General features: G+C 65.9%; 19 protein-coding genes. 5 read left to right on the plus strand and 14 right to left on the minus strand.

All coding sequences use genetic code 11. The features are described from left to right. Positions 1-4: 4 nt before the first annotated feature. From JOE66_RS04425 to JOE66_RS04450, 6 genes are all read right to left on the minus strand, one after another. Positions 5-703, minus strand: a complete 699-nt coding sequence (locus JOE66_RS04425; protein ID WP_205107111.1) for a PadR family transcriptional regulator — start codon at positions 701-703, stop codon at positions 5-7. A 105-nt stretch (positions 704-808) separates the two neighbouring features. Then, positions 809-1,789: a LacI family DNA-binding transcriptional regulator gene (locus JOE66_RS04430; protein WP_239518478.1), complete on the minus strand. Its 981-nt coding sequence runs from the start codon at positions 1,787-1,789 to the stop codon at positions 809-811. Positions 1,790-1,939: 150 nt separating this feature from the next. Continuing rightward, a complete protein-coding gene (locus JOE66_RS04435; RefSeq protein ID WP_205107116.1) occupies positions 1,940-3,397 on the minus strand; it encodes a GH1 family beta-glucosidase in 1,458 nt (485 codons plus the stop codon). 3 nt (positions 3,398-3,400) lie between these two features. Continuing rightward, complete coding sequence (locus tag JOE66_RS04440) at positions 3,401-4,306, minus strand: carbohydrate ABC transporter permease (RefSeq protein WP_205107118.1); 906 nt, start codon at positions 4,304-4,306, stop codon at positions 3,401-3,403. After that, a complete protein-coding gene (locus JOE66_RS04445) occupies positions 4,303-5,442 on the minus strand; it encodes a carbohydrate ABC transporter permease (protein WP_307827048.1) in 1,140 nt (379 codons plus the stop codon). Before JOE66_RS04445 ends, JOE66_RS04440 begins: the two co-directional genes overlap by 4 nt. Positions 5,443-5,588: 146 nt before the next feature. Next, positions 5,589-6,923, minus strand: a complete 1,335-nt coding sequence (locus tag JOE66_RS04450; RefSeq protein ID WP_205107120.1) for an ABC transporter substrate-binding protein — start codon at positions 6,921-6,923, stop codon at positions 5,589-5,591. A gap of 334 nt (positions 6,924-7,257) precedes the next feature. Between JOE66_RS04450 and nhaA the strand changes: the two genes are divergently transcribed. After that, on the plus strand, positions 7,258-9,162 hold the full coding sequence (gene nhaA, locus JOE66_RS04455; RefSeq protein WP_307827049.1) for a Na+/H+ antiporter NhaA: 1,905 nt from the start codon (positions 7,258-7,260) through the stop codon (positions 9,160-9,162). Positions 9,163-9,216: 54 nt separating this feature from the next. Then, positions 9,217-9,702, plus strand: coding sequence for an FBP domain-containing protein (locus JOE66_RS04460; protein WP_239518481.1), 486 nt, complete (start codon positions 9,217-9,219; stop codon positions 9,700-9,702). A 37-nt stretch (positions 9,703-9,739) separates the two neighbouring features. Here JOE66_RS04460 and JOE66_RS04465 read toward each other — a convergent pair whose 3' ends face one another. Together JOE66_RS04465 and JOE66_RS04470 are read right to left on the minus strand one after the other, a co-directional pair. Then, the gene (locus JOE66_RS04465; RefSeq protein WP_205107126.1) at positions 9,740-10,861 is read right to left on the minus strand and encodes a VIT1/CCC1 transporter family protein; all 1,122 of its coding nucleotides are present in this window, start codon (positions 10,859-10,861) and stop codon (positions 9,740-9,742) included. A 75-nt stretch (positions 10,862-10,936) separates the two neighbouring features. Continuing rightward, positions 10,937-11,383, minus strand: coding sequence for a DUF5997 family protein (locus JOE66_RS04470; RefSeq protein WP_205107128.1), 447 nt, complete (start codon positions 11,381-11,383; stop codon positions 10,937-10,939). A gap of 56 nt (positions 11,384-11,439) precedes the next feature. On the opposite strand from JOE66_RS04470, the gene JOE66_RS04475 reads away from it, so the two are divergent. From JOE66_RS04475 to JOE66_RS04485, 3 genes are read left to right on the plus strand one after another with little or no spacing between them, the layout of a single operon-like run. Then, positions 11,440-12,411 carry a LysR family substrate-binding domain-containing protein gene (locus JOE66_RS04475; protein WP_205107130.1) on the plus strand — a complete coding sequence of 324 codons (972 nt, stop codon included), beginning with the start codon at positions 11,440-11,442 and terminating at the stop codon, positions 12,409-12,411. Between the two features lie 5 nt (positions 12,412-12,416). Continuing rightward, a complete protein-coding gene (locus JOE66_RS04480) occupies positions 12,417-13,505 on the plus strand; it encodes an NADPH:quinone reductase (RefSeq protein ID WP_205107132.1) in 1,089 nt (362 codons plus the stop codon). A gap of 5 nt (positions 13,506-13,510) precedes the next feature. Then, the gene (locus tag JOE66_RS04485; RefSeq protein ID WP_205107134.1) at positions 13,511-14,137 is read left to right on the plus strand and encodes a GNAT family N-acetyltransferase; all 627 of its coding nucleotides are present in this window, start codon (positions 13,511-13,513) and stop codon (positions 14,135-14,137) included. An 83-nt stretch (positions 14,138-14,220) separates the two neighbouring features. Here the strand turns inward: JOE66_RS04485 and JOE66_RS04490 are convergent, their stop codons facing one another. From JOE66_RS04490 to JOE66_RS04515, 6 genes are all read right to left on the minus strand, one after another. Next, a complete protein-coding gene (locus JOE66_RS04490; protein WP_205107136.1) occupies positions 14,221-15,645 on the minus strand; it encodes an 8-oxoguanine deaminase in 1,425 nt (474 codons plus the stop codon). 45 nt (positions 15,646-15,690) lie between these two features. Beyond that, entirely contained in the window at positions 15,691-16,197 is a 507-nt protein-coding gene (gene ybaK, locus JOE66_RS04495; protein ID WP_307827050.1) for a Cys-tRNA(Pro) deacylase, read from the minus strand. Positions 16,198-16,199: 2 nt separating this feature from the next. Then, positions 16,200-16,940: an alpha/beta hydrolase gene (locus JOE66_RS04500; protein ID WP_307827051.1), complete on the minus strand. Its 741-nt coding sequence runs from the start codon at positions 16,938-16,940 to the stop codon at positions 16,200-16,202. 191 nt (positions 16,941-17,131) lie between these two features. After that, entirely contained in the window at positions 17,132-18,466 is a 1,335-nt protein-coding gene (locus JOE66_RS04505) for a hypothetical protein (RefSeq protein ID WP_205107138.1), read from the minus strand. A 22-nt stretch (positions 18,467-18,488) separates the two neighbouring features. Next, positions 18,489-19,283 (minus strand): GNAT family N-acetyltransferase, encoded by a 795-nt coding sequence (locus tag JOE66_RS04510; RefSeq protein ID WP_205107140.1) that lies wholly within the window; start codon positions 19,281-19,283, stop codon positions 18,489-18,491. A gap of 22 nt (positions 19,284-19,305) precedes the next feature. Next, positions 19,306-20,328 carry an NYN domain-containing protein gene (locus JOE66_RS04515; RefSeq protein ID WP_205107143.1) on the minus strand — a complete coding sequence of 341 codons (1,023 nt, stop codon included), beginning with the start codon at positions 20,326-20,328 and terminating at the stop codon, positions 19,306-19,308. Between the last annotated feature and the right edge of the window lie 23 nt (positions 20,329-20,351).

Consider the following 20,351-nt stretch of genomic DNA (forward strand, 5'->3'; position numbering starts at 1 on the left):
CCCGTCAATCGGCGAGAATGAGGTAGAGAGCGCGCCTGGCTTCGTCGAGCTTCTCGGCCGCGGCTGCACGCTGGGCGTCGGTCGCGGGTGACCGGAACTGCTGAACGACGCCGATCAGTTTGGCGACGCTCTCGTGGAACGCCGTGTCGCTCTCGGAGCGGCCGGGAGTCGCCTGCCACGCCTTCGCGAGTTCGTCGGCGTGCTCCTCGAGATACGAACGACCGGATTCAGTGAGTTCATATTCGGTGCGGCGGCCGTCGCCCTTGGAGACGATGAGTTCTTCGTCGACGAGCTGCTGCAGGGTCGGGTAGACCGAACCGGGGCTGGGGCGCCAGGTGCCGCCTGTCCGCTCGGCGATGGCCTTGATGAGGCCGTAGCCATTCGAGGGGCCGTCGCCCAGAAGGGACAGGATGACGCTCCTCACGTCGCCCTTGCCTGCACGACGTGGCCCTCGAGGTCCGAAGCCGGGGCCGAACCCACCGGGGCCGAATCCGGCGAATCCGCCCGGACCGAATCCGCCGGGACCGAATCCGCCGGGACCGAATCCGGCAGCGCCGAATCCGCCACCGTTGTGCCCGTGCGGGCCGCGGCGGGCGAATTCGCGCGGCGAATGGGCGAGACGCGGGTCGTGACCCGCGTGGCTGCCGTCGTCGGAGTGCCCGGCGCCGGAGAAGTTGAAGTGTTGTCTGTGAGTGCGTTTCATGATCGCGTTCACCTTTCGGATTGAGTAATGACGCCGAACTACGGCGATGTGTCAAAGATACACACCGATATATCGTTAAGTCAACTCCGAACGAAGAATGCCGCGTCAGCCCGTGGATGCCCTCACCAGGAGCGTGGTCGGGAGAAGCGTCACTCGCGGTGCCGGTTTGCCCTCGATCAGAGCCATCAGGATCTCGGCCATCTTCGCGCCGAGCTCGTGGGAGGGCTGGTGCACCGTGGTGAGCGGTGGTGTCGAGGTGGCGCCGAAGTAGTTGTCGTCGAACCCGGCGACAGCGATATCGCCGGGAATGGTGAGCCCGCGTTCGTAGATCACCGAGTACGCGCCCGCTGCCATCTGGTCGTTGGCTACGAAGAGTCCGTCGATGGGTCTACCCCGATCGAGCAGTCTCCTCATTGCGGCGGCACCGGAGAGGGGAGTGAAGTCGCCGTATTCGACCAGTGACTGGTCGAGGCCCTGCATGGCCAGTGTGCGTCGCCAGCCGTTGAGACGGTCCACTCCGGGTGGCATGTCCTGCGGGCCGGCGATGGTGGCAAGCTGCCGTCTTCCGGTGGACAGGATGTGTGCGGTTGCGCCCGCGGCGCCTGCCGCGTTGTCGACATCGACGAAATAGCTGCTGCTCTCACCGGGGAGGAGTGGACGACCACCGAACACCACGGGGAGTGACTGGCCGAGGTGCCCGAACGACTGGTCCCCGCTGTGGTGCGAGACCACCAGGGCGCCGTCGACGTTTCCACCGAGGAGATAGCGCCTCGTCTTCTCGGCACGCGTGTCTGAGGAGATCAGCATGTTGAGGGTGTACTCGGTGTCGGCGAGGGCGAGGGCGATTCCCTGGATGACGCTCGCAAGGTAGGGGTCTGTGAAGAGTTTCGCCGTCGACTCCGGCACGACCAGGGCGATCGCCTGCGTGCGCCTGCTGGCGAGCGAGCGTGCAGCTCGATTGGGCACGTAGTTCAACTGCGCAATGGCGTTGTTGACGACCTCGGCGATCTGCGGAGTGACTTTGGGAGAAGCATTGACAACGCGCGACACAGTGGCACGGGACACACCGGCGAGGGCCGCCACCATCTCGAGAGTGGGTACGGGTTTCGCGTCTGTGAGCGAGCCAGTCGGCCACCGCCGCGGAATGTCGTGACCTCCCGAATGCCCGGAGGGTGATCCCGTTGTGCTCGTGGTGGCAGATACGTCTTCGGACACAGCCATCTCCCTACAGTTTCGTCAATCCTCCCCAGTGTAAACGCTTGCCGAGCTCTTCGAGATGATCTCAGAATAGGCGAGACCGCTGTCCTTGATCGTTCGTTCGCCCGTCGTGTAGTCGACACGAACGACGCCGAATCTCTTCTCGTAGCCCCATGCCCATTCGAAGTTGTCGAGAAGCGACCAGACGAAGTACCCACGCACGTCGGCACCGTCGTCGATCGCACGGGAGACGGCCGTGATGTGGGCACGGATGTAGGCGGTGCGTTCTGGATCGTGAATGCACCCGTCCGGGGAGACGGCATCATCGTAGGCAGCCCCATTCTCGGTGACATACAACGGCGGGAGGTTCGGGTACTGCAATCCCAGTCGGACCAACAGGGTCCGGAGGCCATCGGGGTTCACCTCCCAGTCCATGCTCGTGCGGGGAAGCCCCCGTGAGGGGAAGGTGACGAATTCCGAACCGACGAACGGAGACGCTTTCGGGCGAGCCGTCGGTTGTGCGGCACCCCGGCTGCCCCGCGGCTCGGGATGACCGCTGACGGCGTCGTCGTGGTAGTGATTCACCCCCAGAAAATCCAGGGGCTGAGCGATGAGCTCGAGGTCGCCCTCCACGATCACATCCTCAAGCCCCTGGCCCTGCAGATCCCGCAGAAGATCAGGTGGATAGGCACCCAGAAGCAGGGGCTCGAGGTACATCCGGTTCCACAGTGCATCGATGCGTCGCGCGGCGTCGAGGTCGACGGGGTCGCTCGGGTCGATCGGCACAGCGTTGGTCAGATTGAGGGTGATGCCGATTCGATCGCTCGTTTCGCCTCCCGCGTGCAGCGAGGCACCGAGGTGTCGAAGTCTGTTCACCGCGAGCCCGTGTGCCAGGTGTTGGTGGTGCGTCGCCGCGAGGGCGGCCCTCGGCTCGGTGCGCCCAGGAGCGTGCTCGCCCGCCGCGTAGCCGATGAGCGAGGAGCACAGCGGCTCGTTGAAGGTCGTCCAGTGCGTCACCCTGTCGCCGAGACGGCCATACACGGTCTCCGCGTAGTCAGCGAACCGGTAGGCGGTGTCGCGGTTGGTCCACCCGCCCTGGTCTTCGAGCGCCTGGGGCAGGTCCCAGTGGTAGAGGGTGAGCCAGGGAAGGATGTCCGCCTCCAGCAACTCGTCGACGAGACGGGAGTAGAAGTCCAGTCCGGCGTGGTTGACGAAGCGGTCGCCCGGCTTGACGCGCGCCCAGCTTGTCGAGAACCGATAGGAGCCGAGCCCGAGTCGCTTCATCAGCTGCACATCTTCGGGCATTCGGTGGTAGTGATCGACCGCTTGCTCCGGCAGGTCGCCACTCGCAATCGCTCCCGGCAGCCGGGCGAAGTGGTCCCAGATCGAATCCTCCTTGCCGTCTTCGTGAGCCGCGCCTTCGATCTGGGCCGCTGCTGTGGCCGAGCCCCAGATGAAGCCGGATGGCCAGGGCGAGAGTTCTGGTTGCTGGAACACGGTTCAGCCTTTCACTGCGCCGGCCATGATGCCCGAGACAAGCTGGCGACCGGCGAGGATGAACAGGATGAGAAGCGGAACCGTGGCGAGAACGGCGCCGGTCAGAACGATCGAGTAGTCGACGTACTTGGCCGATTGCAACTGGCTCAGCGCGACCTGCAGCGTGGGGTTCTGCGGCACCACCAGCAGCGGCCAGAGGTAATCGGTCCAGGCGGTCATGAACGTGAACAGCCCGAGGATGGCCATTGCCGGGCGCGCCGCCGGCACTCCGACGTGCCAGAACGTGCGGATCATGCTTGCGCCATCGACCCTGGCCGCCTCGATGAGTTCGTCGGGAATGACGTCGACGAGGTACTGCCTCATGAAGAAGACGCCGAAGGCCGTCACGAGTGTCGGGATGATGACGGCGCCGAGCGTGCCCGTCCATCCGAATTGCTTCATGACCATGAACAACGGGATGATGCCGAGCTGCGTCGGCACCGCCAGCGTCGCGATCACGAAGACCAGGAGCCCCTCTCTGCCGCGGAACTTCAGTTTCGCGAAGGAGTATCCGGCGAGGGTGGAGAACAGGACGACAGAGACCGTGATCACCGTCGACACGATGATGCTGTTGAGCAGTGACATCCAGAACGGCACCGTGTCAAAGACTGCAGCAACGTTCTGCCAGAAGAGACCGCCGGGAAGAAGGGGTGGCCAGGTGTCTGTCAGCACCGAGCTCGGGCTCGAACCAGCCAGGAACGACCAGTACAGCGGGTAGGTGCCGCCGATGAAGAACACGATCAGCAGGCCGTAGGTGAGAAAGCCCGGGCGTTTCTCGATACCGAGCGGCTTTCGCCGCCTCGAACCCTTCGGCGCGAGCCCGCTGGCACCCTCCGTCGGCGTGGATGATCGGCTGATGGTCGCGCTCATGATCGGTGCTCCTGCGTTGGTGAGTCGTCGGGTGGTGTTCTGGGCGCCGCGACAGTTTCAGCTGGTGCTGGTGCTGGTGCTGGCACAGCGACGGAGACGCTGGTCTTCTGCTCGTCGATCCGCGCGAGCCGCCGCGCGGTCGAGCGTCGTGAAGCCCGGGCCTCACCGGAGGCGATGCGGCGCGAGATCAGGAAGTTGAGTACTCCGAAGAGCACGATGATGAGAAACAGAAGCCAGGCGACCGCTGAGGCCTTTCCGAAGTTCTGACGATTGAATGCAAGGTCCCAGAGGTAGAGCACGGTCGTCTGGTACTGCCGTTGCGGGCCACCCGGTGTGGCGGTGGTGGGGTTGAAGAGCTTGGGCTCAGTGAAGATCTGGAGACCGCCGACGGTGGCGGTGATGATGACGAAGATCATGGTGGGCCGGATGCTCGGCAGTGTCATGGAGAAGAAGCGCCTGATCGGGCCGGCGCCGTCCAGTGCGGCCGACTCGTAGATGTCGCGGGGAACAGCCTGCATCGCTGCGAGCAGGATGAGGGCGTTGTAGCCCGTCCAGCGCCAGTTCACCATCGTGGCGATGGCGATGTGCGAGGGAAAGGTCTCCGTCTTCCACATCACGGGGTCGAGGTGGAAGGCAGTGAGGAGGTTGTTGATCAAGCCGTACTTCTCGTCGAACGCGCTCGAGAAGATGAGGGTGACGGCCACCGGGGTGACCACATAGGGGATGAGCACGCTCATGCGCCAGAACGTCTTCGCCCTGATGTTCTGGTCGAGGACCGCGGCGATGACCACGGCGATGACGAGCTGCGGGATCGCGGAGAGCAGGAAGATGCTGATCGTGTTGAAGAGCGAGTTCCAGAAGAAGGGGTCTGTCAGTTCAGCGACGTAGTTGTCGAGACCGACGAACCCGGCCGGGCCGGTGAGCAGGTTCCACTTGTTCAGGGAGACGACGAAGGTGTAGCCCAGGGGGAACAGCCCGACGAGACCGAACAAGACGAAGAAGGGGGCGATGTAGAGATAGGGCGACGCCTTCACATCGAAGCGGTTGAGCCGGTGCGTGAGCGGAACCTTCTGCTTGGGCTTCGGCGATGGCTGCTCGTCGGTGGTCTGCGGGGGAGTCGTCAGCGTTGCGGTCACGGGGCGTCGCAGCTTTCTGTCTGGTGGTGCGTTGAGGGGTACCGCTGGTTGAGTAGGCCGGAGGCCGTATCGAAACCCGAGAACGGGGGCTTTCGATACACCCCCGACGATGTCGGGGGCTACTCAACCAGCGGAGGTGGTGTTAGTTACTTGTTGACGACGAGCTGGTTGAGCAGGGTGATCGCGTCATTCCACGCGGTTGCCCCGTCTGCCTTACCCGAATCGATCTCCTGGATGGAGGGGCCAAAGACCTGTGACTGGATGACGGAGTCGTCGGGTCCCTTGAACTGGGCAACGACACCCTTGGCGCGATCGGCGAGGATCTGGCCGATCGGGGCGTTGTTGAAGAACGTCGACAGCGCGTTCGTGCCGGTGACAGCCGGGTCGGTCTGGGCGGCAGTCACACTCGGGAACGTGCCCGCAACACCGAACGCGGCAGCCTGGGATTTCGCGTCGGTGAGGAAGGCGGCGAGGTCAGCGGCCTCCTGCGGGTGCTTCGACTGCGTCGGAACGGTCAGGAAGCTCCCGCCCCAGTTCGCTGCTCCCCCGGGGAAGACGTTGGCGAAGTCCCAGCCGGTGGATGCGTCGCCGCCGGCCGAAGTGACTTGGCCCTTGACCACGCCGAGCATCCAGCCCGGGCAGACGAAGGTCGAGAAGGTTCCGTCGGTGAAGGCTTTGCCCTTGCCCCAGTCCCAGGCAGTCTGGTTTGCAGACAGGCCAGAAGCCGTGGCGGTCGAGAGCTTCGTCCACAACGCCTTGAGGTCGGCATTGCCGTCGACGTTCAGGGTGCCGTCGGCTTTGTAGTAGCCCTCCTTCTGCTGATTGACCATGGCGTTCCAGAGGAAGCCCGACTGGTCGTAGAACGCCTTCCCCGTAGCCGCCTTGTACTTCGCGCCGACCGTGAAATAGTCATCCCAGGTTGCAGAGGAGCCACCGAAGAGCGTCGCAACTGCATCGCGGTCGGTCGGGAGACCGGCAGCGGCGAAGTCGGTCTTGTTGTAGCACAGGCCCTCTGGGCCGATATCGGAGCCGTAACCGATGATGCGGCCCTTCGTGTCGGTGGCCTGCTGCAGCTTCCAGTCGACCCAGCGATCCTTGATGTCGTTCGCGCCGTAGGCACTGAGGTCGTTGAACTGGTCGGAGACCTGCATCACCGCGCTCAGCCAGCCTTCCTCGACGGCCTGGACGTCAGGGAGACCGGCGCCAGCCGCCTCCTTGGTCTGCCAATCGGTCTTGGCATTGTCGCCGGTGTCGATGTTCGTCGCCTTGATCGTGATGTTCGGGTGGTCGGCCTCGTACTGTTTGTAGAGGTCGTCGTAGCCCATCGTGCCGAACGTCGTCACCGTGAGAGTGATCGGGTCGGTTGCTGTGCCGGTGGTGGCCGGTGTGCTCGAGCTCGAGCATCCAGTCGCCAGCAGTGCGAATGCTGCAGCGGCACCTGCAACGGCGGTAATCCTGGTCGTGCGTCGTGAGAAGGTCACGTCACTCCTTTGTGTGCAATTGGGACAGGGATGAACATTGAGAGCGCTCTCAATGAGGTTGTGAGAGCGCTCTCAACGATTGTGAGTGAGCGTACGCAGAACACTGCATCCGTGTCAAGCGACAGGCTCGAGATGGGAACATCTGAGCGTGAAGGTCACGCGATTGGCCCGGAAATGGGCTATATGCGAAAAGCGGCATATTCGCCATCGATGGGCACCACATGCGGCAGACTGGAACGATGCTGACCGCACACGCCCGACGTGCACCGAATCGCCAGGTCGCCGCCGACTTCGGTCCTGACGCCATTCCCGGCGAATGAGCGCGCTGCCCGAAGTGACCGAGGGAGACTCACTCCCACGCTTCCCCCGCCTGAGGCGCGTGCTTCACCAGAGGCGGGGTTTCTCCGACAGCGAGAAGACCGGAGCTGCCCTGCTGCTCGGCGCGACGGTGCTGGCCCTCGTCTGGGCGAATCTGCCATTCGGCAACTCGTACGACGAGTTCTGGAGTTCCACGGTTTCGCTGCAGGTCAGCGGTACGGGCATCCAGCTCGATTTTCGGGCTCTGGTCAACGAAGCCCTGATGACACTCTTCTTCTTCGTGGTCGGTCTCGAGGTGAAGCGCGAGTTCGCTGTCGGGGAGTTGAGCGATCGATCGCGTGCGATCGTGCCGGTCGCGGCAGCTGTCGCCGGCCTGGCGATTCCTGCCGCAATCTTTCTGCTCTTCAACCACACGGGAGAAACCGGTCACGCCTGGGGTGTGGTGATCTCGAGCGACACGGCATTCCTGCTGGGGGCGCTCGCCCTGGTGGGCCCGCGGCTCCCAGGCCACCTGCGAATCTTCCTGCTGGCGCTCGCTGTGGTCGATGATGTGGGAGCGCTCGCCGTGATCGCCTTCTTCTACACCGACCAGGTGCACTTCCTGCCGTTGGTCGTGGCGGCCCTCGGGCTTGCGATCATCTGGTCGCTCAAGTACGTGAGGCTCGGCCAGGGTCCGGCGTACCTCGTCTTCTCTGTCGTGGTGTGGGGCGCGCTCTATGCCTCGGGGGTGCAGCCCACGCTGGCCGGCGTCGCGATCGCCTTGCTGATTCCCGTGTACGCGCCACGGCGAAGGGAGGTCGAGCGCGCTGCCGAGCTCAGCCGCGCGTTCCGGCAGTCGCCCAACCCGGCCTATGCCCAAGCGGCAGTTCGCGGCCTGCTGAATTCGGTGTCGGTCAACGATCGCCTGCATACCCTCTATTCGCCGTACACCAGCTTCATCATCCTGCCTGTCTTCGCTCTTGCAAATGCCGGCGTGAAGCTCAGCGGAGAGACCCTGGCCGCAGCGTTCACATCGCCGTTGACCTGGGGCGTGATAGCGGGTCTCGTCGTGGGCAAGTTTGTGGGCATCACCGGGATGACCGCGCTCGTCAAAGCGCTGAAGCTCGGCGAGCTCGCCCCAGGACTGACGCTAGGGCGAGTGGCAGGCGGTGCGGCACTGTCGGGCATCGGCTTCACGATCTCGCTCTTCATCATCGATCTCGCCATCGACGACCCCCGCCAGCAGGATGAAGCCAGGGTCGGGGTACTCGCGGCGTCACTCATCGCTTTTGTGCTGGGCTGGGCGATCTTCAGGATCGTCGACAAGGTCCAGCCACCGTCACGCATGAGCCTCGTGCTGGCCCGGCCCGTCGACCCCCGCCGGGATCACATTCGCGGAGCGGCCGACGCGAAACTCTCCCTGGTCGAGTACGGCGACTTCGAGTGCCCGTTCTGCAGCCGCGCCACGGGGTCCATCGACGAGGTCAGGGCCCACTTCGGAGACCAGCTGCAGTACGTCTGGCGGCATCTGCCGCTCACGAAGGTGCACCCGCACGCGATTCTCGCGGCACGGGCCAGCGAGGCCGCGGCCCTGCAGGGCCGGTTCTTCGACCTGTCTCCCCTGATGTTCAGCCACCAGGACGAGCTCGAGCTCGACGACCTGCTGGCGTATGCTGCGACCCTCGGGCTCGATCTCAACCGCTTCGAAGAAGACATGCGGTCAGCCGACGTTGTCAACCGGGTACGCGATGATGCGATCGATGCCGAGCTGATGGACGTGCACTCCACCCCGACGTTCTTCATCTGCGGCAAGCGCCACTTCGGCCCGTACGATGCCGCAACCCTCATCAGGGAGTTGGAGAATTCGAAGGAGATGTTCACGGTGGCCGAGGCGAAGAGGCTCGAGAAGGCACAGCAGGAGCTTCAGCATCGGGGCCGATGACGGCTGTCGGTTAGGCTTGAAACCCGAGTGCTGAGGAGTGCATGCGTGAAGAGGATGACCGGGATCGAGGTTCGGCATTCGCTCGCCAATGCCTCGGCGAGCGAAGCGGCCAACATGGTGCTGCCGTCGAACTTCGTCGAACTCGACTGGGAGAACCTCGACTACCTCGGCTGGCGGGACTCGCATTCGCCGCACCTCGGGTACATCATCCAGTGGCAGGGAGACCGGGCCGTGGGCATCGTGGTTCGCGAGGCGGATGGCCCGTTGTCGCGCCGCCGCATGATGATGTGCCAACTGTGCCGCGCCACTCACACTGAGCACGGGGTCTCGCTCTTCAGTGCAAAACGAACCGGTGAGGCGGGGGAGAACGGCAACACGGTCGGCACCTACATCTGCGCGAACCTCGGCTGCTCGACGAACATCCGGGTGGATGTGCCGCACGCGTCGTACTACCGCGACCCGCAGGGACTGCTCGCTGAGAAGGTGTCGGGGCTCGAGGCCCGCGTGACGGGCTTCATGAACGACGTCTGCCGCTCCTGAAGACGGGGTTGTCGGCCGGTGTGCGCGGGCCAGCGCTCTACAGGCCGGTGGTGCCGAAGGCCAGGCCGAGCAGGTAGGTGACCGCTGCGGCGCCGTAGCCGATGAGAAGCTGGCGCAGAGCCCGCTTCAGCGGTGGGCCCCCCGAGAGTATGCCCACGATGGCGCCCGTGCAGAGCAGGGCGATGCCCACGAGCACCGACGACACAATGAGCGCGACGACACCCTGCAGCCCGAAGAGGTAGGGCAGCACCGGGATGACCGCTCCCGACGCGAAGAAACAGAAGCTCGAGAGCGCGGCACTCAGGCCCGTGCCGACAGCCTCGTGTTCGTCGATCTGTTCGTTGACGGCCGGGTCGCTGACATCGGCCAGGGCGTCCGTGCGTTTGATCGCCTTCAGCGGGCCTGTCGCCAGCGACATGCTGAGCAGCATCGCGTGGGCCTTGGCGTCGGCGTCGTCGACCGACATTCCCCGGGCGCGATAGACGAGGGCCAGCTCGTTCGCGTTCACGTCGAGGTCGGGGAGGGCGCTCGTCGCGTCGAGGTTGGGAGAGGATGCCTCGAGAAGTTCACGCTGTGACCGCACCGACACGTACTCCCCGGCGCCCATCGACAGGGCCCCGGCAAGGAGCCCGGCGATACCGGTCACCAGCACGACGGAGTTGTCGACACCGGTCGCCGAGATGCCGATCACGAGGGCCAGGTTGCTCACCAGCCCGTCGTTGGCGCCGAAGACAGCGGCCCTGAATGTGCCGGAGAGCCGGTTGCGGCCCCGGGCAGCGAGACCACGAACGACCTCGGCATGCACCTCTTCGTCGGCGGCCATCGCTGCTGTGGCGTCGGAATCATGAGCGTAGGGCGACCGGGTCTCGGCGCGCTGGGCGAGTGCGAGCACGAAGACCGAGCCGAACCGGCGGGCCAGAAAACCGAGGCTGCGGGTGCGCAGGTCGCCGCGAAGCGGCTTGCCTGCCTGGTCACCGAGCAACCCGCGCCAGTGGGATTCGTGGCGTGACTCCGCCTCGGCGAGGGCCAGCAGAATCGCCCGCTCTTCGCCGGTTCGGCGTTCGGCGAGATCGCGGTAGACAGCGGCTTCGGCCTGTTCGTCGGCCATGTACTGTCGCCAGCGCTTGATGTCGGCAGGGCGTGGCTGTGTCACAGTCATGAGTCAATTATCCAAGATGAGTGTCGCCGCACGACCCTGCCCGGTTGATTGCCAGGGGTGCGCGAGGCTCAGGGCTCAGCGCGCTTTGGGTGCGATCGAGTTGGGGTTGGTGCGCGCGTGACGCTCGGCGCGCTCCTTCTGTGCTGCCTTCTCGGCACGCTCGACCTTGATTCGGGCGTTCTCCTCGTGTACCCCGGCCTGGCGCGCACGCTCGACCACGAGCCACTCCGGCGGCTGCTCGAGCAGCCCCTTGATCTGGGCCGTGGTGTACGCCTCATCGGCCTCGGCGCGGCTCAGCCCCGAAATCGAGATGCCCAGCTTTCGCGCGACCTCCTGGCGGGGGTGCGGGCCGTTCAGGCGCAGCTGCACCAGCCATTCGGGCGGCGAGCTGAGCAGTGTGTTGAGCTGGTCACGCGTGACGTCGCCCTCTTGAAACTCGGCCGGCGCGGCGGGCAGGTAGATGCCCAGCTTCTTCGCGGCGGTTGCGGGCTTCATGGTCTGGGGCGATTTCTGACTCGTCATGAGGCCAGCGTATCCTGAAGCCCTGTCAATGCTGTGGCGGATGATCGGGGCAGAGAATGAGCGAAGCACACTCTGACGCGCCCGGGCTGCCCCCTGCCGCGGTCTCTGAGGTATCCGGCGAGGCGCGCGGGTTGCCCCCGGTCGAAGGCGACCTCGCACCGCGGGTGCCCGGCGAGGACGACGACACCACGGCGCCGTTCACCATCGCTTTCGCCGTCGGAGTGACCGTCACGAAGTGGACGCGCATCTGGCAGGAGCGGCACCCCGACGTGCCTCTTGTCGTGTTCCGCTCGGAGCCGGGTGAGCAGACCGCTGTTCTCGTCGATGGCCGCGCGGACGTGAGTTTCGTACGAATGCCGATCGACTCGGAGGCCTTCAGCGCCATCGCGCTCTACAGCGAGGTCCAGGTTGTCGGAGTCGCCAAGGACCATCCCGTGTCGGCCTTCGACTCGGTGACCGTCGCCGATCTGGCAGACGAGCACCTGCTGCAGGATCCCGACACGGTGCCCCAGTGGCGGGATGTCGCGCTCGAGATCGCCGAGGGGTCGCGGCGACCGCTGCTGGGCATCCGGGATCTCGACGACGCGGTCGGGCAGGTCGCGGCAGGCGTGGGGATCGTCATCGTGCCACACGCGATCTCGCGCATGCATGGGCGCAAAGAAGTCGTGTTCAGGCCGGTCACCGATCTTGCCCAGACGCAAGTTTCGCTGGCCTGGCCGCAGGGTTCTGATTCGCTGCTGGTCGAGGAGTTCATCGGCATTGTGCGCGGTCGGTCGGCGGCCAGCTCCCGTGCTGCTTCGGGTGGTTCGGCGGCCGTTACGGGTGACGAGAAGCCGGTGAAGAAGATCGGCCCGGTCGCGAAGGCCAAGGCGAAAGCCCGGGCGGCGGCAGAGGCAGAAGCGGCAACATCGTCGAAGAAGGGCGGGGCTGGGGCCCGGAGACCGGTCGCGAAACCCGTGAAGAAGAAGCAGTCGGACCAGGCGAATGCGGCGCAGGCGCGGCGTCGCAAATTCGGCGGAAAGAGGTAGTACCGGTGAGAGCGATCATCTACAGCAGGCCGGGGGCAGCGGAGGTGCTGCAACTCGTCGAGCGCGACATTCCTCCGGTCGGGCATGGCGAGGTGCGGGTGCGCATCGCCGTATCGGGAGTGAACCCGACGGACTGGAAGTCACGCGCGGGCTCCGCCGGAGTGGCACACTTCGACCCGCCGCAGGTGCCGGGGCAGGATGGCGCTGGGGTCGTCGACGCAATCGGTGACGGAGTTTTGCGCTGTGCCGTCGGCGACCGGGTGTGGCTGCGTGACGCAGCGTTCACGCGCCCGACGGGCACCTCTGCCGACTACGTGGTTCTTCCCCAGGTGCTGGTGAACGATCTGCCACCGGGAGTCTCGTTCGATGTGGGTGCCTCGCTCGGGATCCCGGCGCTGACGGCACATCGGGCATTGACGGCGAGAGAAGGCGGCCCCGAGCGCCTGGCCCCGGCAACATTGGTGGGCCAGACCGTGCTGGTGGCCGGGGGAGCCGGGGCGGTCGGCCACGCGGCGATCCAGCTCGCTGCCTGGGCCGGCGCGACCGTGGTCACCACGGTGAGTTCTGCCGCCAAGGCCGACCTTGCGTGGAGGGCAGGCGCGCACCACGTGATCAACTATCGCGAAGAGAACCTCATCGCACGGGTGCAGGAGCTCGTACCCCGCGGAGTGGACGTGATCGTCGAGGTGAACCCGCTCGCAAACCTCGCTGCCGACGTCGAGGTGCTCGCGACCGGCGGAACCATTGCCATCTACGTGTCGGGCGACCCTGACGGCGTCGTTGTGCCTGCTCGAGCGAGCATGACCAAGAACGTGCGGTACCAGTTCATTCTGACGTACACGACGAGCGAGGTGCAGAAGGGCAACGCGGTGGCAGCGGTGTCCGCGGCCGCTGCAGATGGCGCGCTGGGTGTGGGGGAGGAGAGCGGGCTGCCGATCATCCGGTTCGCTCTCGAAGAGACCGCCGAGGCGCACCGGGCCGTGGAAGGCGGGTTCGTCGGCAAAGTGCTCATCGACGTGCAGCCACGAGGCGTTGGGACGCAGAGCCTTGCAGACGGGCAGAGCGTGATGGCACCCGACGGTGATGCGTGGTGAACGACATGGCTGGCACCTCACCAGACTCAACGGGCCCAGACTTCGCCGCTGTGCCGACCCTCGTGGGTTCGCGCCTCACACTCGAACCCCTGGGCCTCGGCCACGTCGACGAGCTTGCGGCGGCGGTGGCAGAGGGCGAGCTGTGGCAGACCTGGTACACGCGCATTCCGAGCCCCGATGAGATGGCAGACGCCGTGCAGACCCGCCTCGAGCTCGGGGAATCGAAACAGTGGGTCTCGTGGGCCGTGCGGCGACACGATACCGGGCTCGCCTGCGGAATGACATCGTTCCTGAACATCCGGGCCGACAACCGAAAGCTCGAGATCGGGTCGACCTGGTTGAGTAGGAGCACGCAACGCACCGGGCTCAACAGTGAGGCGAAACTGCTTCAGCTCAGCCACGCGTTCGACACGCTCGGCTGTGTGGCCGTGGAGTTCCGCACACACTGGCACAACCAGCAGTCGCGCGCCGCGATCGCTCGGCTCGGCGCGAAACAGGACGGCGTGCTGCGCAACAACGACGTCTGGCGCGACGGCACCCTGCGCGACACCGTCGTCTTCTCGATCATCGAGTCGGAGTGGCCCACCGTGCGCCTCTCCCTCACAGAGAAGGTCGCCGGTCGCGCCCGCTGACTAGCTGCACGGCGGCGCAGTGAAACCGCTCTGCTGCTGGTATCGACGGTCTCAACTGGCGCGGGCCGCGGCCTCGGCTGCGCTCAGCGCAGGGCGAGGGCTGTGGATGCCCGGGCCACCGCGCTCGCGACCACGACTTCATCGACCCGCGCCAGCTGCCCGTCTTCGACCACGGCGACGCCGTTCACCAGTAGAAGCGCGAGCGGCGGCTGGGCCCCGAGGGTGAGCGCGGCCACGGGGTCGAGGATTCCCGCGTGCTCCACCCCGTCGATCTTCCACACCGCGAGGTCGGCGAGCTTGCCCACCTCGAGCGAGCCGAGTTCACCGTCACGGCCCAGGGTCTTCGCCCCGCCCATGGTCGCCATTCGAAGCGCAGTGCGCCCGGGCATCCGGTCGGCCCCGGCGCCCAGCCGGTTCATGAGCACCGCCATGCGGATCTCGGTGCCGAGCTGGCCGGATTCATTGGATGCGGCGCCGTCGACGCCGAGCCCCACGCTGATTCCGGCGTCGAGCATGGCTGGCACACGGGCGATGCCGGCCGCGAGCCTCGCGTTCGAGGAGGGGCAGTGGGCGACGGCCGTGCCTGTCGCGGCAAACCTGCCGATCGCGTGGTCGTCGAGGTGAACGCAGTGCGCCATCCACACGTCGCTGCCGAGCCAGTCGAGGTCTTCGAGGTACTGCGTCGGCGTCTTGCCGAACTTCGACAGGCAGAACGCGTCTTCTTCGACGGTCTCTGAGCCGTGCGTGTGCAGCCGTACGCCGAGCGAGCGCCCGAGTGCTGCCGATTCGCGCAGCAGCTCGGCCGTCACCGAGAACGGCGAGCAGGGTGCTAGCGCGATCTGGGCCATGGCTCCGCGGCCCGCATCGTGGTAGCGCTCGACAGCCTCGCCGCTCGCTGCCAGGATCGCGTCGATCGACTCGACGGCGAAGTCGGGCGGCAGGCCGCCCTGGCTCTGCCCGAGGTCCATCGAGCCGCGGGTGGCATGGATGCGAACCCCCAGCTCGCCAGCCGCCTTCACGATTCCGCCGAGAATGTCGCCAGCGCCGCTGGGGAACACGTAGTGGTGGTCACCGACGGTCGAGCATCCCGACTTTGCGGCCACCGCCATCGCACCCAGTGCGCCCGCTTCGACGAGCTCGGCGTCGATGCGGGCCCACAGCGGGTAGAGCGAGGTGAGCCAGTCGAACAGAATGGAGTCCTGCGCGTAGCCGCGGGTCAGCCACTGGTACAGGTGGTGGTGGGTGTTGATGAGCCCAGGGGTGACCAGGTGTCCGCGCCCGTCGATGAGGCGAATGGATGCCCGGCTGCTGTCGCGCGTCGCACCGACCCCATCGGGAGTCAGCCCGTCCCGCGCCCACTGCGGCGAGCTGCCATCTCCGACAGCCACGATCGTGGTGCCGTCGACGACCACGAACCCCACAGCGAATTCGCTGCCCGCCGGGTCGACCGTGGCGATGTATGCCCTTTCGATGATCGTGCGTGCGGCGGGAGGCGCTGAAGTGCTCATGCCGCCACGCTACCCACCTCAGATGTCGTGCATGTTGCAGAACCCCTACGTGCGGCGGATGACCGCCACCTGCGCGCCGAGGGCTGCAACGACGTCGGCCGGGGTGACCTCGATGTCGAAACCGCGCCGGCCACCCGAGACGTAGATGGTCTCGTAGGCGAGCGCCCGATCATCCAGGACCGTCGGCAGCCGGGTCTTCTGCCCGAACGGGCTGATGCCGCCGACGACGTAGCCCGATTTGCGCTCGGCGACAGCTGCATCGGCCATGACGGCGCGTTTGGCCCCGACCGCTCTGGCCAGCGCTTTCACGTCGAGCTTCGAGTCGACCGAGACGATGGCGATGGCGAGGCCCTTGTCGGTGTCGACCATCAAGGTCTTGAAGACGCGCCCGCCGTCGATGCCGAGCGCGCTCGCGGCTTCTGCGCCGAAGTCGGTCGACGATTCATCGTGGTGATAGGCGTGCGGCGTGAACGGGATTCCCGCACGGGTGAGCGCGACCGTCGCGGCTGTGGTCGGTCCGATCGCCTTCTGGTTCTTTCGCGACGTGGCCACGGTCAGAGCGCGGTGGCCCCGTCGGCGTGCAGCTCAGCGTCGCTCGTCACGAGCGGGTTCGCGGTTGTCTGGACGGCACTCAGGAATTCCGAGACGTCGGTGATCTCCTCTTGCGAGACCCCGTGTCGGATGCCCGGGTAGAGCTTCGCCGTGAGCGTGGAGTGTTCGGGCAGCCACGCTTCGGTCCGTTCGACGGCGACGCCGTTCACGATGGGGTCTGCCACGTCGCGGCCCCAGAACACGGGCGGCCGGGACTCGCTCATCACGCGGTCTCCGTGAACCTGACCGTTGACGACGAACCCGGAGAGGTTCACCGCGGCGACGAATCGCTCGGGGGCCGTGCGCAGAAGGTGGATCGCCATGGCGCCGCCCTGGGAGAAGCCGAGGGTCGCAATGCTGGCAGGCGTGCCGAAGTGGGCTTCGACGCGGTCGAGCCAGTCGAGAACAGACGCCGCCGCGTCGTCGAGTCCCGAGACGCGGGGGTTGCCGGGCTCGCCGATGGTGAACCACGCGAACCCGTTCTCGACGGGGTGGGGAGCGAGAAGCGGCGCGCGCAGTGACGCGGCGATGGTGCCAGCGGGCAGCAGTGGGGCGAGGGAGATCAGGTCGTTCTCGTGTGAGCCATACCCATGCATGATGATGACGAGCGGGCTCGTCTGCAGCCGGGCGGCAACCTCGTCAGTGGGAACCGACCAGACAACCGCAGCATCGTTGATCGGGGCGCGGCGTGGAGAATCGGTCACGATGGTCCTCTGGTGAAGTGAATGATGCAGCGGGGCAGAGTGCGGTTGTCGAACGACGGTATCACCCACTGTAAACCGTACGAATGATTTCGGCCCTCGAAGAGGGGGTCAATTACGCAATGAGTCACTCCGTGGCGCAGTACCCCGAATCAGCGCCTGACCCAGCCATCAGTTCTCGGCCGGGGCCTGCCTCAACGGCACTGGGCGGCCACTGCGACCTGTGCGTCGCTCGGGCGACCGTAGGCTTCGATGCCGGAGCCGGGGATGTCGAATCCCTGGCTGATCGACCACGCCGTCGCCCAGACCTCCTGCTGACCCTTGATCTCGGGGCTGTTGAAGAGCGGGGCGCAGCGATACACCTGCGAATGCCCGACTTCGTGCGCAACGAGGGCCCGGGCATCCCGGCCGTCGTACCAGGCCGTCTCGACCGTGTAGTTGAGGTTGATGATCGCATACCCGCCGTCGGTGTCGAACGACTGCGTGGTACCAGAGAGCCAGTTCGCGCCGAGGCCCGAGACCTCGGGCGACCAGATGAATTCGAGTGCGACGCCATTGCTCAGGGAGCGGGCATAGTTCTCGATTTCACGTCGGACGGCCCAGGCCGGGTCATCCAGTTCTGCCTGGTGGGTTGCCTGCGAGGCGCGCACCTGCGATTCGGCGTCGCTCATCGAGGCAAGGAACGCGCCGTCGTGCGACATGCTCATGCTCGGGTTTCGCGCCTGCTCGGTGAGCCGGATCAGCGCGACCTGCAGCGAGCGGTTCGACAGTGGGTCGCTTGCGATGAGCTGGTCTGCCTCGGTTGCTGCAGCGCTGAAGAACGCGGATTCGGCGGTATTGAGGCTGGTTTCTGCGTCGGCCGTGTTTTTCGCAGCCGTGACAAGGTCGCTGCCCTGCTGCTGCGACGCCCGTGCGCGACCCTCGAGCTGTTCGGCCTCGGTTGTGAGTTGCCAGGGAGGGCGGTACCCAGCAGGAGGAGTTGCGAGGGCTGCGACCTCTGCCGCGCTCGGCGGCGTGGATTCGGGGGCCGCTGCCAGAGCATCCATCGTCGTCAACGACTGCTGGAGGGCACCGGCTTCTGCCACGGTCTCGGCTGCGAACGTCGGGCTGTCGACCACCGAATGGATGCGTTTGGCAAGGCTTCGCACATCGGCGAGACGGGCGTCGAACGCGTGTGATGCGCTCGTCTCGGTCGTGAGCTGTGACTGCAGGCTGCTGGCTGCCGCTTCGTAACGGTTCTCTGCGGCAACGCTCCAGCCCCAGAAACCGCCGATCACGGCGGCCGCGACGACGGCGGCGCCGGCGAGCTGCAGAATCCGACGCCGTCGGTGTCGAGGTGGATGCCCGGCCGCCGAATCGCCGTCTTCACCGTGCTCGATCGGGTAACCTGTCGCGGGTTCCTCGTTCGTCGCGGGTGTGCCCACAGCGGCCGGGTTCGACAGCCCACTGTCAGGCATGTCGGCTCCGGGGTCGAAATCCACGGCGCGCGCAACGTCGGTCGATGAGTCGTCGGTCGAGGGTTCGGTCATTCGGTCGGATCCTTCTGAGTGCCTAGCGAGTCCAGCGATACGGGGTCGTGGTTGAAACCCTGACAAGGCCGGAGCGCTCGAGAATAGGGCGAGAATATTCGGTCGAGTCGCTGTGGATGAGCGACTTTCCCCGTCGGACCGCCGAGCGTGCCCTGGCGGCCGCGACGGCTCGGTAGATGCCTCGTCCTCGCCACTCTTCTCGGGTCGCCCCACCCCAGATACCGGCGAATCGTGACCCGTGGACTGGCTCGAGCCGGCCTGCTGAAACGATGACCCCCCGGGCCTCGGCGATCCAGAGCTCCATGCCGTCGCCTGTCGCGAGCCGGCGTAGCAGCGCGTCTGCTTCTTCGTGAGAGACGGGGTCGCCGAAGACCTCATCCTGCATCGCGCTCATTGCCCGCACGTCACCCTCTTCTGTGATGCGCCTCAGGATGACGCCGTCAGGCAGCTCGACGTCGAGGGCAAGCGATGCGGCCTCGCCGATCATGATCGACTCCGTCTCGTCAGCGACGAAGCCGTTGGCAAGGAGCGCCTCGGTCAGCCCGGGCGCCGTGTCGTGAGCCCGGGTCTTCCACTCGACCCTGGTGATCTCAGGGTCGGCCAGAAAGTACGCGACGGCCTCGGCAACGAGATCTCGGATGGTCGTCCCGTCGGCACCGCCGAGGTTCTGGTACGTGATGAAGCCCCGACCGTTGGCGAACGTCACCAGCCGAAGAGGGCCGAGCTGACTGACGGTGATTGCGCTGGGTGTTTCGGCATCGGTGCGCAGTTCGTCGTCGTAGGCCTTCAGGAACTGCTGACGCCGTTCCGGCGCCACCGATTCGTCATTCGGGGCCACGTCAGCGGCGGGCTTCGGAGTCGGGCCTCAGACGGATGAGACGCTGCGAACCCTCGTCCTGGAGGTCTGCGACGTCGCTGCGCGAGGCGAGAAAATCGGTGAACGAACGAAATCCGAGCGGCTTCTCGTTGAACGAAGGGTCCATGCGCCGCATCTGGTTCTTGACGGTACCGGTGTTGAGCCACTCGTCGGCGTCGCCCTTGGCGTGGCCGATCTGCAGTGCCCGAACGAGCAGTTCGGTCGCCACCGACTGCGGGTCGACGTCGTCTGCGAGCTCTGGTTCGTCGAACGACGTGTCTTCGGTGTGCGAGAACATCGGGATCGTCGAAACGCGCCGGGATTTCGCCGGAGCCTTCGAGGGCTGGGCCTCGGCAGCCTCGGGCGCCGCCTTGCCTGCGCCAGCCCTGTCAGTCTTCGGAAGAGCGCTGGCCGCCGTAGCCGCGACCTTCTCGATGCCGGGCAGTGAGTCGTAGTCCTCGAACTCGTCGCACGCGGCCGCCAGCGAGGTGCTCGTCGAACCGGCGACCCCGATGCCCACCACAAACCGCCCCAGGCGCTTCGTCTTCTGCGCGAGGGCGATGTAGTCCGAATCGCCGGCGACGATGATCACGTGCGTGAGGTCTGGTAGCCGGAAGAGGTCTTCGACCACGTCCACAGCGAGACGGATGTCGGCACCGTTCTTCGTTCCGCGTGTGGTGGTGGTGAAGAGCTGCGTCAGGTCGACGGCCCTCGACATCAGCTGGCGCTGGTAGCTCGCGTTGACGGGCACCGACCAGTCGGCGTAGGCACGGTTGACCACCATCGTGCCGAACGAAGCCGCGAAGTCGATGATCGCGTTGAAGTCGACCGTGGCAGCGGCAAGCCGGGCGGCGACTTCGGGGTCAGCATCCGGGCTCGACTTGTCGAAATCGCGGATGCCGTCGCGCTGGAAGGCATTGCGCCCGTGCAACTGCTGGTACCGCGAGATGACGATGTTGTCGAAGTCGATGTACAGGCCGACGCGGGAATCGCTCGGTTCGCTCATGGTGGGTGTCTGCTCCCTGGTCG

This window comes from Subtercola frigoramans (assembly GCF_016907385.1).
Classification (GTDB): domain Bacteria; phylum Actinomycetota; class Actinomycetes; order Actinomycetales; family Microbacteriaceae; genus Subtercola; species Subtercola frigoramans.

Coding starts and splice junctions, on each gene's coding strand:
- JOE66_RS04425 (WP_205107111.1), bottom strand. CDS start 703: ATGAAACGCACTCACAGACAACACTTCAACTTCTCCGGCGCCGGGCAC.
- JOE66_RS04515 (WP_205107143.1), bottom strand. CDS start 20,328: ATGAGCGAACCGAGCGATTCCCGCGTCGGCCTGTACATCGACTTCGAC.
- JOE66_RS04505 (WP_205107138.1), bottom strand. CDS start 18,466: ATGACCGAACCCTCGACCGACGACTCATCGACCGACGTTGCGCGCGCC.
- JOE66_RS04485 (WP_205107134.1), top strand. CDS start 13,511: ATGGCTGGCACCTCACCAGACTCAACGGGCCCAGACTTCGCCGCTGTG.
- JOE66_RS04460 (WP_239518481.1), top strand. CDS start 9,217: ATGACCGGGATCGAGGTTCGGCATTCGCTCGCCAATGCCTCGGCGAGC.
- JOE66_RS04430 (WP_239518478.1), bottom strand. CDS start 1,789: ATGGTGGCGGCCCTCGCCGGTGTGTCCCGTGCCACTGTGTCGCGCGTT.
- JOE66_RS04465 (WP_205107126.1), bottom strand. CDS start 10,861: ATGACTGTGACACAGCCACGCCCTGCCGACATCAAGCGCTGGCGACAG.
- JOE66_RS04475 (WP_205107130.1), top strand. CDS start 11,440: ATGAGCGAAGCACACTCTGACGCGCCCGGGCTGCCCCCTGCCGCGGTC.
- JOE66_RS04470 (WP_205107128.1), bottom strand. CDS start 11,383: ATGACGAGTCAGAAATCGCCCCAGACCATGAAGCCCGCAACCGCCGCG.
- JOE66_RS04490 (WP_205107136.1), bottom strand. CDS start 15,645: ATGAGCACTTCAGCGCCTCCCGCCGCACGCACGATCATCGAAAGGGCA.
- JOE66_RS04440 (WP_205107118.1), bottom strand. CDS start 4,306: ATGAGCGCGACCATCAGCCGATCATCCACGCCGACGGAGGGTGCCAGC.